18 protein-coding genes and 1 other RNA gene are annotated in these 15,522 nt (G+C 34.4%); 8 read left to right on the top strand and 11 right to left on the bottom strand.

Features of this window, described 5'->3' with window-relative positions:
• Window positions 1-51: 51 nt before the first annotated feature.
• Complete coding sequence (locus tag MHHB_RS01950; protein WP_131006941.1) at window positions 52-1,623, bottom strand: dihydropteroate synthase-like protein; 1,572 nt, start codon at window positions 1,621-1,623, stop codon at window positions 52-54.
• Between the two features lie 198 nt (window positions 1,624-1,821).
• Here MHHB_RS01950 and MHHB_RS01945 point away from each other — a divergent pair, with 198 nt between their 5' ends.
• From MHHB_RS01945 to MHHB_RS01910, 8 genes are all read left to right on the top strand, one after another.
• Window positions 1,822-2,292: a pyruvoyl-dependent arginine decarboxylase gene (locus MHHB_RS01945; RefSeq protein WP_131007064.1), complete on the top strand. Its 471-nt coding sequence runs from the start codon at window positions 1,822-1,824 to the stop codon at window positions 2,290-2,292.
• A gap of 103 nt (window positions 2,293-2,395) precedes the next feature.
• A complete protein-coding gene (gene speD / locus MHHB_RS01940; RefSeq protein WP_131006940.1) occupies window positions 2,396-2,749 on the top strand; it encodes an adenosylmethionine decarboxylase in 354 nt (117 codons plus the stop codon).
• A gap of 41 nt (window positions 2,750-2,790) precedes the next feature.
• On the top strand, window positions 2,791-3,648 hold the full coding sequence (gene speE, locus MHHB_RS01935) for a spermidine synthase (RefSeq protein ID WP_131006939.1): 858 nt from the start codon (window positions 2,791-2,793) through the stop codon (window positions 3,646-3,648).
• Between the two features lie 106 nt (window positions 3,649-3,754).
• Window positions 3,755-4,068, top strand: an RNA gene (gene ffs / locus MHHB_RS01930) — signal recognition particle sRNA.
• 182 nt (window positions 4,069-4,250) lie between these two features.
• The gene (locus tag MHHB_RS01925) at window positions 4,251-4,748 is read left to right on the top strand and encodes a YfcE family phosphodiesterase (RefSeq protein WP_131006938.1); all 498 of its coding nucleotides are present in this window, start codon (window positions 4,251-4,253) and stop codon (window positions 4,746-4,748) included.
• A gap of 16 nt (window positions 4,749-4,764) precedes the next feature.
• On the top strand, window positions 4,765-5,766 hold the full coding sequence (locus MHHB_RS01920) for a sn-glycerol-1-phosphate dehydrogenase (RefSeq protein ID WP_131006937.1): 1,002 nt from the start codon (window positions 4,765-4,767) through the stop codon (window positions 5,764-5,766).
• Window positions 5,767-6,181: 415 nt separating this feature from the next.
• Window positions 6,182-7,414, top strand: a complete 1,233-nt coding sequence (locus MHHB_RS01915) for a DUF2226 domain-containing protein (RefSeq protein ID WP_131006936.1) — start codon at window positions 6,182-6,184, stop codon at window positions 7,412-7,414.
• A gap of 9 nt (window positions 7,415-7,423) precedes the next feature.
• Entirely contained in the window at window positions 7,424-8,035 is a 612-nt protein-coding gene (locus tag MHHB_RS01910; RefSeq protein ID WP_131006935.1) for a fumarylacetoacetate hydrolase family protein, read from the top strand.
• A 314-nt stretch (window positions 8,036-8,349) separates the two neighbouring features.
• On the opposite strand, the gene MHHB_RS01905 is transcribed toward MHHB_RS01910, so the two are convergent.
• The 10 genes from MHHB_RS01905 to aksF all read right to left on the bottom strand — a co-directional run bounded on the left by MHHB_RS01905 (window position 8,350) and on the right by aksF (window position 14,926).
• Entirely contained in the window at window positions 8,350-8,916 is a 567-nt protein-coding gene (locus tag MHHB_RS01905) for an XTP/dITP diphosphatase (RefSeq protein ID WP_131006934.1), read from the bottom strand.
• A gap of 173 nt (window positions 8,917-9,089) precedes the next feature.
• Entirely contained in the window at window positions 9,090-9,845 is a 756-nt protein-coding gene (gene cobJ / locus MHHB_RS01900) for a precorrin-3B C(17)-methyltransferase (protein ID WP_131006933.1), read from the bottom strand.
• Between the two features lie 8 nt (window positions 9,846-9,853).
• Entirely contained in the window at window positions 9,854-10,513 is a 660-nt protein-coding gene (locus MHHB_RS01895; RefSeq protein WP_131006932.1) for a DUF2100 domain-containing protein, read from the bottom strand.
• Between the two features lie 371 nt (window positions 10,514-10,884).
• The gene (locus MHHB_RS01890; protein ID WP_131006931.1) at window positions 10,885-11,481 is read right to left on the bottom strand and encodes a class I SAM-dependent methyltransferase; all 597 of its coding nucleotides are present in this window, start codon (window positions 11,479-11,481) and stop codon (window positions 10,885-10,887) included.
• Between the two features lie 10 nt (window positions 11,482-11,491).
• Window positions 11,492-12,184 carry a glycosyltransferase family 2 protein gene (locus MHHB_RS01885; RefSeq protein WP_131006930.1) on the bottom strand — a complete coding sequence of 231 codons (693 nt, stop codon included), beginning with the start codon at window positions 12,182-12,184 and terminating at the stop codon, window positions 11,492-11,494.
• A gap of 19 nt (window positions 12,185-12,203) precedes the next feature.
• The gene (locus MHHB_RS01880; protein ID WP_131006929.1) at window positions 12,204-12,407 is read right to left on the bottom strand and encodes a FeoA family protein; all 204 of its coding nucleotides are present in this window, start codon (window positions 12,405-12,407) and stop codon (window positions 12,204-12,206) included.
• 207 nt (window positions 12,408-12,614) lie between these two features.
• Window positions 12,615-13,094 (bottom strand): DUF2115 domain-containing protein, encoded by a 480-nt coding sequence (locus MHHB_RS01875; protein WP_131006928.1) that lies wholly within the window; start codon window positions 13,092-13,094, stop codon window positions 12,615-12,617.
• Window positions 13,095-13,101: 7 nt separating this feature from the next.
• Window positions 13,102-13,659: a TIGR00267 family protein gene (locus tag MHHB_RS01870; protein ID WP_131006927.1), complete on the bottom strand. Its 558-nt coding sequence runs from the start codon at window positions 13,657-13,659 to the stop codon at window positions 13,102-13,104.
• Window positions 13,656-13,907, bottom strand: a complete 252-nt coding sequence (locus tag MHHB_RS01865; RefSeq protein ID WP_229701899.1) for a KEOPS complex subunit Pcc1 — start codon at window positions 13,905-13,907, stop codon at window positions 13,656-13,658. Before MHHB_RS01865 ends, MHHB_RS01870 begins: the two co-directional genes overlap by 4 nt.
• On the bottom strand, window positions 13,904-14,926 hold the full coding sequence (gene aksF / locus MHHB_RS01860) for a homoisocitrate dehydrogenase (protein ID WP_131006926.1): 1,023 nt from the start codon (window positions 14,924-14,926) through the stop codon (window positions 13,904-13,906). Before aksF ends, MHHB_RS01865 begins: the two co-directional genes overlap by 4 nt.
• Between the last annotated feature and the right edge of the window lie 596 nt (window positions 14,927-15,522).

Raw genomic sequence — 15,522 nt, 5'->3', positions numbered from 1 at the left:
GAACCTTCGTCTCTTTAAAAGTCCCATTAGTTGTTATATAAATTATTTTTTTCAACTTTCCCAAAACTCATTATAAAAGAGTTCAAAATCTTGAATATACTTCTTGCCTATCCTCAAGGCTATTTCAGCTTTCTGAAGTTCTCTGCCTATATAAGCGGCATGGTCCATCATACCAATGAGATTCTTCCTTATGAGGGTATCGTATATTTCCTTAGCCTTCTTCCCTTTAACTATACATATAGGTTTTTTTCTCTTATCAAAAACAATCACTACTATATATTTATTCTCCCTGTCTAACTCTATCTTAAAACTTACTCTATCTAATACTACTTTTGGATTCTCCTTCGCAGTTATGATAGGTACATCGTAGTTTTTATATGTTACAATTTCATCGAACTTCTTATCCTTGTAGTTTATCAGGTGGAATCCTACATCCTTTGGTATTGAGTTTCTTATCTTTGCTAAGAACATCATCTTGGAGGCGATCTTCAACTCCTTTATCGAAAACCTACACTTAGAAGATGCCTCCGGAGTAAATAGTATATTGGCACCAACTTCAGATCCTATAGCTGCAAGGAGGGCATTGACCCCATTACTGTCTGCATCTAACAACTCACTTACATTGCCTACACCGAAGAACGTTGGTATCCTGTTTCTCTCCTTAAAGACTTTATAGGCTATTACACTCTCCACGAAGTTGTTGTTTATAGGCTCTAATATAAGATCTCCAACAACTTTTACACCTTCTTCTATCAATTTGCTTATATTCTTCTCCAACATCTCTACCCTCTCTGTTGCACTCCTTGGCACTATATTCAACTTGTAGTTTGTGGGGAGTATTACTGGGACGGTATTTCCATCCTTCAAATAAGGTAGTAATTCCTCTAGATTTCCTCCATCTACACTGAGTATCATGTCCACATCTAACTTTATACCCTGGATTAATTCCTTAGTGTTCATAGTGTCTATACTAACAGGTTTATCTGTAACATCCCTGACTATCTTCAGGATTCTTTCTAGATCCTTGGAGTGATCTTCGTTGGATACCATTCCCAGATCTATCATATCTGCTCCACTCTCTACATAATATATAACCCTCTTTTCCAACTCCTTATCTTTCAGCCATGGGACATGGACTATTTCCCCAAGTATCCTCATAGGGTAGTTATCTCCTACCTTTAAGGAACCTATTTTAATATCTCCTAAAGACAGAGATCTCTCTTCGTACTCCCTTATTAGATTTTCAGCTTCTTCACTTAGATACTTTAATATCTGGGTATCTGCATAGTCCTTTGTAGATAACTCTATACTCTCCAAATTATCCAAAAGTAGTGGAATATCCGAAGCCTCTCTCGTTGATTTGTAACACCTTATTCCAGTCTCTTCCTCAACTACTTTTAGATCGTGTCTAATTAATCCAGTGACCAGTACAAAATCATATATCTCTGAGAGAGACTTGTTGAAACTCCTCTCCAAGGATTTTATTTCTCTTATTATCATCCTCGGCGTTAAAAATGCAGCTATAGAGATGTTGGCCATATGCACATCTACGTAGTTGTACTTTTTTACAGCCTCCTTTACCTTTTGATAGGCCTGTTTCCCAGTAATTATAAGTATTCTCATAGTTTAAACCGTTTAAATCATTTTTTACTTTAACCGAATATTTTATATATTAGTAGGTTTTATTATTGTAGAGATATTTTAACAAAAACTATTTTTATTTATTATAAAAATATCTATTTTCATAAATAATATTTTTTATTCGTTTTTATAGCCTTAGGAGGTGTCTCTGTGGAAAAAGGGGAAGTAAATAGTGGTTTTATATTTCCTTCCTTACCAAATACTCTCTCCTTAGTTGCAGGGAATGGAGAAGGGAGTAATTCACTAAATGCCTTCGATAGAGCCCTTCTTAATGCAGGAGTAGGTAATTTAAATTTAATCAGGATCAGTAGTATTGTACCACCTAAGGTAGATGTCATTCCACTACCTAGGATACCTATGGGTTCCTTAGTGCCAATAGCCTACGGGTACTACACAAGTGATGTAAAAGGGGAGACAATAGCGGCAGCAGTGAGTGTTGCTCTTCCAAGGGACAAGGAGTTGTGTGGTCTTATAATGGAATACGAAGGTATCTGTAGTAAAAGAGAGGCTGAAAATAAAGTTGTGGAGATGGCGAAAGAAGGATTTGAGATGAGAGGGTGGGAAATTGACAAAATAATCTCTATATCTTCAGAACACACTGTAGAGAAAGTAGGATGTGCCTTTGCAGGAGCAGTTCTATGGTATAAATAAAATAAGATAAATCTTAAAAATAATAATAAAAATATTTAGTTAAAGAAATAACATAAAATTATTGATGATAAAATTTATAAAAATTTAAAAGGGGGTGGGACTATTGAAACACTTGGGAAAGCACCTGATACTGGAACTTTGGGGCTGTGATAGTAAGGCTCTCGACGATCAGAAGGGTATTGAGAAGATGTTAATAGATGCTGTAAAAGCCTGTGGAGCAACTTTGATATGTGTAAAAACCCATAAATTCTCCCCTCAAGGAGTTACGGGGGTTGCAGTTCTGGCGGAGAGTCATATATCCATTCATACTTGGCCTGAGTTGGGATACGCTGCAATAGATGTATTTACCTGTGGTGAGCATGTAAATCCAGAAGATGCCCTCCCTACAATAAAGTCCTTTCTAAAACCAAGTAACTTCGAAGTGATAGATATAAAGAGAGGTAATATAGTGGATTGACTATCAGTTATTCACAGGAATAATAATCTTGGAGGGATATCTTGCCCTGTGAATTGTGGTTTTCAGAATATCAGACAAAAGATCTCAAGATATCCGTTAAGGTAAAGGACGTTCTATTTACAGGAAGATCTAAGTATCAGGAGATACAAATCTTAGATACCGTTACATTCGGTAGAGCGCTTGTACTGGATAACACCTTTCAAACTACAGAGAAGGACGAGTTTATATACCATGAACTTATAACTCACCCTGCCATGTTTACCCATCCAGATCCTAAGAAGATACTAGTTATCGGAGGGGGGGATGGAGGTACCATAAGGGAGGTACTTAAACATGACACTGTGGAGAGGGTGGATTTTGTAGAGTTGGACGAAATGGTTGTAGAGGTATGTAAGAAGTATCTACCTACTCTTAGTTGCCAGATAGACAACGAAAAGGTAACTACCATATTCACAGACGGGATAGAGTACGTTGCTCAATGTAAGGAGAAGTATGACGTTATCATCGTAGATTGTCCAGATCCTGTAGGGCCTGCAAAGGGTCTTTTTGAGAAGGATTTCTACAAGAATGTATACAAGTGTTTAGAGGAAGATGGAGTGATGGTACAGCAAACAGAGAGTCCTATATTCAACAGAGACCTCATTCTCAATATTAAAAGATACCTGGAAGATGCAGGGTTTAACATCGTAAAACTTATGGTGTATGCCATACCAACATATCCAAGTGGGTTCTGGAGCTTCACCCTAGCTTCGAAAAAATATGATCCTTTAGAAGTATCTCCTGAGAAGATCAGAGAGAGACTTAAAAATATAGAGACTAAGTACTACGATGAAGATGTCCATAGAGGTGTATTCTTAGCAGTGCCTAAGTTTTTGAAAGAAAATATACCTGTGTTTTAAAAAAGAGTAATAAATTACACTCCTTTTTTTCTCTCATCTCTACCAGTATCCCATCTTTTTCTATATAAAAGAGTAAAATATATATACTACCTTATATTAATAACTATCTGTGGCTAGGCCGGGGGGTTAGGCGTCCCCTGTAACCCGAAATCGCCTTATGCGGGGGCCGAAAACTTGGGGGCGGCATGGATCTTTTCTATCCATCCCCAAGTCCTATAATGATATTTCGTCCTGTGGGGTAAGACGGTGGAGGGGCCTACTTCGGAGGAAGTAGGTAACCTCCTTTACCTACCGAACCCCGTCAGGCCCGGAAGGGAGCAGCGGTAGGTAGGACGTCGACGCTCACAGGGGAGCGGAATGGAGTAGGACTTGGGGGCAATGGGTAGAAGAGATCCATGTCCACCCCAAGGAAGCCACACCTTTTTTTATTGTTTTAATAAAAATTTATGTATTTATTAATAAAGAAAAAATTTATACATTTAAATGAATAGTTTTCGTTTTATTTTTAATAATTTTTTTTAATAATTTTAATAATATTTTAAATTTTAATAATAACTTTAAAAAATGATTATAACATAAAATAATAAATATAGGTGATGAAATTGATCTTAGGGGTTATCTCGGATACTCACGTATACGACAGGGCAGATAAGGTTCCTAAAAAGATATTTCAACATTTTTCAGATGTAGATCTAATCATACATTGTGGTGATATAACATCGGAGTGTGTATTAGAAGATTTAAGAGACATCAGTAAAACTGTCGCTGTAAGAGGTAATATGGATTATCTAGACCTTCCAAGGGAAATAGTGTTGAATATTGAAGGTTTTAATATTGGAATTATACATGGAGATATTATATACCCAAGGGGAAATGTATTAATGATGAAATATTACTCCCTAGAAAAAAATTTAGACGCACTGATTTCAGGACATACCCATATACCACTTATTAAAGAAATCTATATTGAGAAGTTAAATAAAAAGATCCTCCTACTAAATCCAGGGAGTCCTACAGTGCCAAGAGTATTTGAGAAGAGTATAATGAAAGTTGAAATTGAAGATAACCGTATAAATCCAACTTTAATATCTTTAAAATAACGACGATGTGGAAAAAATGATTACAATACCGAGATATATAGTGGTAGATGAGGATAGAAATGCCATATATGAAATTCTTTCAAAACTTAACCTGAAAAATCCCTTAGTTGTAGTGGGTAAAAGTACCAAAAAATATGCTCCAGATTTTGAATATATATACTACAGTGATATAAATCTCGAAGATAGTGATATTAAAAATATTACAAAAGGATACGACTCTGTGATAGGGGTAGGGGGTGGGAGATCTATAGATATAGGTAAATATATCGCATATCAAACAGGAATCCCATTTATATCCATGCCTACCACGGCATCAAACGACGGTATAGCATCACCTGTCGTATCTCTAAGACAGCCTTCTATTTTGGTAGATCCCCCAATAGCTGTAGTAGTGGATTTAAATATCATAAGAAAATCTCCTAAGAGACTACTAAGTGCAGGTTTTGGGGATATGGTATCTAACATAACAGCTGTGTTGGATTGGAAACTCGCCCATAGAGAGATAGGAGAAGGTTACAGTGAGAGTTCTGCTATCTTCTCAAAAACCATTGCAGAGGAGTTGATGGATTACGTATTAAGAGATATCCATCTATCCCACTACCCTGAAAAGCTTGTAAAGGCTCTTATAGGTAGTGGAATCACTATATCTATAGCAGGTTCTACCAGGCCTGCCTCTGGAAGTGAACATCTCTTTTCCCATGCCTTAGATTACTTAAAGAAAAAGTACGAGTTAGATGTAGATAGTCTCCATGGGGAGCAGTGTGGAGTGGGTACTATTATCTCTTCCTATCTGCACTATAAAGAAGATAATCTCAGCTATGAAGATATGGAAAATATCAGATTATCCTTGAAAAGAGTTGGAGCACCTACTACAGGGAAGAAATTAGGTTTTGAAGAGGAGATTCTCATCGAGGCACTGACAATAGCCCATGCTATTAGGAAAAGGTATACAATATTGAGGAAAGGTATCTCTAAGGAGAGAGCTGAAGAGATATTAAAGGAGTGTGAAGTTATATAATCTCATTTTTATTTAATTTTATTTTAATATCTCCCAGCACTTACCAAACTTAGTGATTAAAAAGAGATATTATTAAAAAAAATTCCAACCTTATAATAAATAAAAAATATTTAGTAAAAAAAATAAAACCATTAACTATACTGGGATAGGATAAGAAAATTCTACCATTGTATAAAGAATACCCAAAGGAATCGGTAATACCCAATACTTTCAAAAATTTATATTCGAAGTAATAAGGTTTTTTATTTTAAAATCTTTTCTTTTTCTTTATTTTTTTATTTCATAACTTTTTTAACTAATTTTACTGTTTTTTGATAGGATTGAAAAAGTTCAAAATATATAAATATTAATTACCTAAATATGAAATAATAATATATTGAATAGAACAGTCTTTCCCTTTAAATTTGGTGTTAATATGACAAAAATTGTAAGTAATATCGCTGATATTAATTTAAAAGATGTTTTAAAAGAGTTGGATAAAGGATGTATTTATTTTGTCTTCATGAATAAGAATGATGTTGATGAAGTCCATATATTTACTGTTAAGGATGGAGAGATTGTAAGTAACATATACACAGATGGAGAATTGTGGAACATCTATGGAGATACTGAGATAGCTTATGAGATACTTCAAGATATTAATAAGAAAGTACTTCTCTATATTTTAGAAGATGAGAGAATTATGGGACAGTTATTTATAAGTAGGAGTTCTATAAGGATAAAAGGTGATACTAAAGAGATTGATAAATTTCTTAATAAAAATAGAAATATACTGATAGGGTGCTGTAACGATATCTATCTTAACACTTCCCATATCAAATATATCCAAAGTGTAGATAAAAACAAAGTAAGGAATTTTGAAAGTTATTTAAAAGAAGATAAATACTATCTCGTACATATTAATATTTCTGTTCTGAATATCTATAGAAATGGATATTTGGTATATAAGGGTAGGGAACCTTTAATGGCTGCCTATGAAGATAACTATGGTATCTTATATGGAAGTATAGCATACAGGAAAATAAAAAAGTTACTAGAGAAGTACATATCTACCGTTCATATCTATGAATATAGGGAAGATTATGTAAAATCTCTATTAAACAGTTATCCAGGTATGAGGATACTTCATGAAGAAAAAACCATAGATAGAAATAATGACGACACTGCCGCTGAAGAGGATATGGAAGAGAGCATCTTTGATATTAATGATATCGATATCGATATAGAAAGTGCCACCGTAGAAGAAATACTGTCAGAAGAAGATCTCACATATTCCAGGGAGGAATTACTGAAAAAATTAGGATTAAAAGACCCGGATGAAGAGTGGGTTGAAAATATATTGAAAGAATATTATGCTCCTTCTTTTGATGAATTGTTCAGTCTAAAAAGGAGAATAGAAGAGGAGATTGTTAAAATATGTAGTAATATGAAGAGAGTTAAAAAAGTTAATGTATCACTGGAGATAAGTTGGGAGGATGGAATTTATTGGATAAGAGGATACGTAACAGTAGAGACAAAAAAACTCTTTGGTTTGAATTTAATGAATATAATCATAAACCCAGAATCAATAAAGAGGAATATAGATAACATTATAAAGAAGTATATACCTACAGAATACTCTTTAAATATATCTATAAGTATTCTATAAAGGGAAAACATGTTAAATATAAATCCAACGAAGGTTGTCTGTGTAGGTTTAAACTATAGGGATCATGCAGAGGAACTTAACATGGAAATACCAGAAGAGCCTGTTATATTTCTAAAACCTACATCTTCTATCATCTACCATGAAGAGAAGATTGTATTACCTAAGCAGTCTAAAAGGGTGGATCACGAAGTGGAATTGGCTATTGTGATAGGCAAGAAATGCAAGGATGTGAAAAAAGAGGATGCTCTCGACTACATTATGGGATACACTATACTAAACGACGTTACCGCCCGGGATATTCAAAAGAGAGACGGCCAGTGGACAAGGGCCAAATCCTTCGACACCTTCTGTCCTATAGGTCCAAAGATAGTAAAAGATATAGACCCAGGGAACTTGGATATCCAGTTGAGGGTTAACAAAGAGATTAGACAAAAATCTAACACCAAGAATATGATATTTAGTGTAGAAGAGTTGATAGAGTTTATATCAGAAGTTATGACTCTTTATCCTCATGATATCATTTCCACTGGGACTCCACCAGGGGTTGGTAGGTTGAAGAGGGGGGATGTTGTAGAGTGTGAAATCGAGGGAATAGGAATCTTGAGAAATTATGTAGTGTAATTTTATTCCTGTTTTATAAAAAATATAAAAGTTTATAGAACTTCTATTAACGACTGGATATAATTTATAACTTGTAATTTAATTATTCAATAAATTATTATAAAAAAATAAAAAAGATAAAAAATTAAAAATGAGTGCTAGGATAAATAATATAACTATGTCATATCTCAGATGTTTTTCTGGACATTAGAATACTGTGAAAAAATTTTTACTGTATGATATAGGATTATTCTATAGATAATATAGAGAAGTGGAATCTCTATCTCCTCCAATCTTCAGAAGTTAAAAGGAAGGTATCTATCTCTATAATGAGACTAAGGTAACTTTTTCTCTATGTATTCTTTAAATTTTTCTAGAGCTTTTCTCCTATGGGATATTCTACTTTTTTCCTCTCTTGTCATCTCCGCAAAGGTCCTGTTCTCCCCTTCTGGAATAAATATACTGTCGTATGCAAAACCATGCCCTTTATCCCTTATTTCATGGGATACATTTCCTCTTACAATACCTTTAAACAACTTTATGCCGTCTTCGTCACAGTAACCTACTACACTCTTAAAGTAAGCCCTCCTCTCCTCCCCTTTAAAACCCTCCATGAGTTTCAATATACCTTCATTTCCTATGGTTTCCTGGACGTACCTTGAATAGGTACCTGGAAAGCCCTTTAACACCTCTATAAAAAATCCACTGTCTTCTACAAATACAGGTTTCTTTATCTTACTGTAGAGATACTTTACACCAAATTCTGAAACCTCTTCTAAGGTACCTTGGATTTCAGGGTAAGGGAGATTTATTGCCTTTATCTTTATACCTTTCAAGTCTTTTAAGATGATCTCTGCTTCTTTTACCTTGTTGGAATTTCCAGTGGCGAAGTATATTTCCATCATATTCATCCTTTTTTAATTTTTTGGACAAATATTAACTATATTCTACTTCTTACCAACTATTACAACCTTAAACACAACGTCTTCCTATTCAAAGCTCTTATAAATTTCAGTCGTATGTCTTGTAATACTGTTAGAATATTAAATGTACAGTAGTGGAGTAATTTTTTAGATTATATTTTATATTTATCTAAATATCCCCTAGGTGTAACCATCTTATTACAGATTATTTTAGTGTTGGAATTTCCTACTATCAAAGTGGTATTCATATCTATGAATTTCATATACTCTCCTAAGTTGTCGCATATATCCCTTATGGTTGTAATTCTACACTCTTCACCTTCTCTTCCAGCATTTTTAACGATCCCTACTATATAATCCAAACCTCTCTTTTCTCTATACTCTTTTATAATATCTATAGTCCTTAAGAAAGGCTCTTTCCTAGATCTACTTAGAGGATTGTACAACACTAAAACAAAATCTCCCTCTAAGGCACACCTTACCCTTTTTAGTATCACCTCTATAGGTGTAAGTAGATCACTTAGACTAACAACTGCAAAGTCGTGATTTAGAGGGGCTCCTAAGAGCCCAGAAGATATACTGGCGGCAGTAATACCACTTACTACCTTTATAGGTACCCTACAGCCATCCTTCACTGCTAACTCATAAACCAAAGAAGCCATCCCGTATATGGTAGCATCCCCACTGGATACCAGTGCAACATCCCTTCTTTCCGCCTCCTTCAGGGCATATCTTACACGCTCTATCTCCTTTTTCATCCCAGTTGTATAGACTTCCTTCTTGAATCTTTCTATATACTTCCTATACCCCCTGTAACATACTATAAGATCTACACTCTTCAACACTTCCTCAGCCTCTCTTGTAAAGTATCTTTCCCCACCTGGGCCAATTCCTACTACATAGAGCATAATTACCCCTACAGATCGAGATCTTCTATATTTATTTTCTTGGCACCATACAACTCCTTGGCCCTTAGATACACCAACTGATCTCCTTTGTTGTTTTCATCCACTATAACTACTACCTCACGAGGTTTCAACGTATCTATCAATTTATTTATCTGATTTTTTACAATCTCACATTTTTTAGAAATTCCCTTAAGAGCCTTTTCATTTATATCAGGTCTTATCACTTTAATATCCTCTGGATGTAAGACACCATCTGTAGACACTACGTTTATCTCTGGCATCTTACTTTTTAAACTTCTCAGTAGTTTCTTGCTACTAACAATGTACAATACATCTCCCCTTAACTTAACCTCTTCCTGGAATTTAAAACCAAACTCTTCAAGTACCTTATCTAAGTGTCTTTTACACTTGAATATCAACTTACAGAACTCCTTAGCCTCACTTTCATCCAGTTTATGGTGAGGAGCTTTCCTGTAGAGGAAGTCGTCAGCTTCTATAAGGGAGTACATTGCATTTTTGAATTCCTTTACATTTATTTTACCTGATTTTGCATCTTTGTAGGATACTAAAGATTCTACTACTGGGACACTTCTACCCCCGGTATTTAGAGTGTGTATGGTAGATATAGCTTTTTTTATCAGTAACTTTGAATCTTCCATTCTATCCATAGTCTCACTAAATAGTTTTATTCAGTATTTTTCAATCTTAATATAAATTTAGTTTCTAATCATAATAATATAAGTATATGGAGAATCTCGATAAAACAATGAAAAACCAGTTACCATCAATAAGATAATAATAATTATATAAAGATAAATAAAATAAAATGTTTTTTAAAATAAAAAAAACCTCTATTCACTTCAATATATACCTCTCCTCTACTTCTGAAGATTGAAAAAAGGATTCTTATAATATCTTCTAACTACCCCACTGGAAGATTACTCTTTATACCATGACATACAGAATTTTTTTTTCATCTATCACTGTTCAGAAAACATCCTCGAGATAGAAACATAGTTAAATGGTTTTATTTTTTATTTTAATCCTCCCTCCTAGAAGTAAGTACTCTGTACCCCCCCTTCACAGTAACAGTTCTAACGTTGTCAAATGTATCTTCCATATACTTTGCAAGGGATTTTGCCCCATGCTTTCTCTGGACTACAAGCCATATACTACCTCCCTTCTCCAATAATTCTTTACCTTCTCTAACTATTCTATGAACAACTTCCTTTCCCGCCTTTATTGGGGGATTTGATACGATCTTTGTAAATCTTCTATCCTTCACCTTCTCATATAAATCGCTGTGGAGTACCTCTATGTTCCTATCTTCTAAGTTATTTATTTTTATATTCTCCTTTGCAAGTTTCACAGCTCTCCTGTTTATATCCGTCATAACTACAGTATCTACCTCATCACATACACTTATACCTATAACTCCATATCCACAACCAACATCTAACAATTTATCCTTCTTATCTAACTCCAAAGTTTCTACAAGTATCTTAGTGCCCTTATCTACTTTTTTAGGTGAAAATACACCACTGTCTGTTTTAAATATAAACTTTCTACCCCTTAAGATAGCTTCAATTAATCTCTCCTTATGGGCAGATGTTGGTTTTTCAGAGAAGTAGTGCATGATATCACTTTTATATCAACCTCTGGATTATCAACTTAATAAATATCTTGATACCTGTAACTACATTTGTACCCCTTGATATGGAGTACTCTGTATATATCGTCTTTATAGGCACTTCCTTAAATTTCAACTTCTCCCTTTTGGCTATTATTATAAACTCCGAAGAAATCTCGTATCTATTACTCTTTAAGTTAGATAATATTACCTCTGCAGCCCTCTTGGAGAACGCCCTCAAACCACTTTGACTGTCTGTAACGAGATAACCTCCAAGGAAGTATGTTATAAAATTTAGTAATATGTTTCCTATCCTCTTTACCATGGGCATGTTTTTTAACTCCTCCTTATCCATCAGCCTACTACCTACTACCATATCGTAACCTTCGTAAAGTATAGGTTTCACCACCTTCTCTATATCTTTGGGATCGTGTTGTCCATCTGCATCGAAGGTTACTATTACCTTTGGGTTATACTCCAAAGCACATCTTATACCTGTACCTAAGGCTCCTCCTAGACCCCTGTTAATAATATGCCTACAGAGAATAACTTCTTCTTCCTTAGCTATATTGTATGTGTTATCTTTACTACCGTCATCAACTACAATGATATTATGGTATCCTTCATTCTTCAACTTCCTTAAGGTATCCCTAATTACCTTCTCCTCGTTGTACGCAGGCACGACTACATAGATATCTCTTTTGTCCATAATAATCCCATTGTATCTTTTACTCCACAATTATAAATCTTGCCAAACCTCGCCCTAAGGCTATCTTACAGTTCCCAACCCTTGCTATAATTGGACCTCTGTCATTTGAGATCACAGTTATTTTTGAGCCTGGCACTATTCCCAGGTGGTAGAACTTACTACAGGGCCTGGTTATTTTTACAACAGTGTAGGTACCTGGACCTTTATCTGCGAGACTTTCCACGTTATCACCCATAGTAAAAATTTTATTTTAATAGTTATGTATAACTTCCTAAACCTAGCTAATAGCAATAGAAAATTTAAAATATAATTAAATCTCCATATTTTGTAATTTTAGTTTTTAATTCTCTTATTTTTTATTACCTTTATAAATAATTTTTATACCTATTATTTTTACAGATAAGGATAAAAATTAAGAAATAAATTTTGTTCATAATCCCTCACATACACAGAACTCACATAAAGAATATTCATTATTCTGCCTGTTTTTAATCGGGCAGTAGTATTTATCCTCTCTCTTAACTATATACAACCCCCCTGGAAACTTTGTTCCCACTGGATGTAGTGGTTTTTTGTCTATAAATACCAAATATGGTACTACGATCTTGGAGAGTTTAATAAATGAATCTTCTCCCTTAACCCCTCTTTTAAAACCCTCTATCCTCCCAAGGAGAGTCCTTAATTTTCCCTCATTTATGGGATAATCTTTGATATTACTTTCCTTCTTCTCCTTTATTTCTTTCAACGTATTTATAAAGTACATAATCTGATTTCTAAGATATTGTTCCTTATAACCTTCTGGTAGATACTTCATATCCTCTTCTAAGAATACCCTTACATTCATAAGATCCTGGATACTGAAATCCTTAGCCATCCTCTTAAGTCTCTTAAATAACTCCCTACTTCTCATACTTCCACTATAGCATATGTTCAATTACAAAACTTATCAGGGCAACTAACAAACCAGCTACAGCCATTTTAAACCCTGAGTATACAAGGTTTTCCTTGGATATTTTTCCTATAAAGACACCCAAGACAAAGAGAATAGCCGTAGTTATTCCAACTGCAAAGATAAGGGCAACTTCTTTTGGAAAGATGAAAAAGGGAGTTATAGGTATTATGGAACCGAAAGTGGTAGATAGGCCGTCCCATATGCCACTTATAGTTGTCCTGTTCAGTGCCTCTCTATAGGCTAGGGAAGATTTTAAATAACCATCCTCCTTTAGAAGTACCTTCTCCTGGGATATCCTAACGCTCTCCACTATAGCCCTCTCCGCAGTCAACGCCCCTAAGATATTGGAGATACCATTTGCCACTCCTCCACCTATACCTGCTGTAATTATAAGGGAGATATCACCTCCACTGGCTCCTATTATAACCCCAAGAGAAGAAAGAGATCCATCGATAATTCCTCTTATTATATATCTTATATCGAAGTTTTCAGTGAAATATCTACTAATATCCTTCAAATTCACTGGCTATCCCCCTTGTATCTTTCTCTAACTAACTTTAAGATCTTAAGGGACATCTCGTAGTTTTTAAAGTAATCGTTTAATACGTTCTTCAGGGAGCCTATTGAGTCGGTCTCTACGTAGAGTTCCAACATATTATATTTTTTCTGATAGGATGTCTCTATTACAAGTCCTTCATCAACATCATCTACCTTTAAACTCCTATATACTACCTCATCCCCAGGTATTCTCATTCTGTATTTAACTCTCACAGTAGCACCTCGGAGTACTTCTTTACCTCCTCTATAACCTTATCTGTAACCTCCCTGGTTTTTAAATTACCTCCTAAATCAGGTGTTGTATATCCCTTCTCAACTACAGATTTAACTGCCATCCTCAAGATCTTACTCTCCTTTTTCATCCCAAGATAGTAGAGCATCATGGCTCCACTTAGTATTGTCGCTAAGGGATTCGCTATGCCTTTCCCTGCTATATCTGGTGCAGAGCCATGTACAGGTTCAAATAGTCCATATCTATCTCCAATATTTGCAGAAGGTGCTAAGCCAAGACCCCCTATCAATCCTGACGCTTCATCGGAGAGTATATCACCAAATAGGTTAGTAGTAACTATAACGTCAAAGATCTTAGGATTTTTTACAATATACATGGCTGTAGTATCTACCAGATAATCATTAACTTCTATGTTATACTCTTTATATTCTTCACTTACCTGGTAAAATATCTTTAAAAACAGCCCGTCTGTTACCCTCAGGACATTAGCCTTATGGACGCATGTTACCTTTTTCCTATGATGTTTCAGTGCATACTCAAATGCAAATTTCACTACCCTGTAGCACCCCTTCTTGGATATAACCCTCTCTGCAACAGCTTCTTCAGTGCATGGGTTGTAGTACTCCCTACCTACATAGAGCCCCTCGGTATTCTCCCTTATTATTACAAAATCAATATCCCTAAAGTTGGATATAGGCCGAATATTTGCATAGAGATCTAACTCCCTCCTTAAGGTAAGAATAGGGCTCCTGTATACCTTACCCTCTAACTCATGAGGTTTCGGAGTAGTTACTGCCCCAAAGAGTATAGCATCACACTCCTTTGCAGTTTCTACTGTCTTACTGGGTATAGCATCACCGTATTTCTTAAAACATTCGTATCCTGCATATTCCTTTATAAATTGGAAATCTCCAAGGTTCTTAAGCACTCTAACAGTTTCAGGTATTACTTCCTTACCTACTCCATCTCCCTCTATAACGCATATCTTGTACTTCTTCATTTACTCACCAGGCAAAAAATCTATGTTATACAGTCTTTTTTACTTATATGGAGTTTTTGATAGATAAAATAATTGAAAAATAATTGCAATAAACAAAATAATATAATTAAAATTTTAAATATATTTTACTCTTAGTCCTTAATCAAACGTATCTTTGTTTAATCCCCTTTTTAATCTTCTTTCATTAAAAATCCTGATATACATAGTAATTACTATATAAGAATAAAGAATATTAAATATTAAAAATAATTTAAAAATAAATCTCCTTTAGTCTCGAATACAGCCATATATCCTGGACACTAATGGAAGCAGAGGTGAATCTTCTCCAATTTTCTGTTTAAAGATATTATATTAATCAGTAAGAAATTTCATATTTTTCAGATAAGGGTAATTTCAGGAAAGTAATAATATATGAATTTTTTTACCATTACTTTAATGAAACTGAGATTTTATTTACTATTTTTACTCCAATCATTTTTTAAATTAGTTACTTTAATTACTTTAATATTACTTTAATATTTTATAAGATTTCTGATGGAAGTTAGATAATTTTTTAACTTGTAATTTTTGAAATTTTTATGGAAATAGATACTGTC

It is taken from the genome of Methanofervidicoccus abyssi, assembly GCF_004310395.1.
In the GTDB taxonomy this organism is placed as follows: Archaea; AGJL01; Methanococci; order Methanococcales; family Methanococcaceae; genus Methanofervidicoccus; species Methanofervidicoccus abyssi.
The sequence above is the reverse complement of the archived record's forward strand: the minus strand, read 5'-3'. Positions and strand labels throughout refer to the sequence as shown.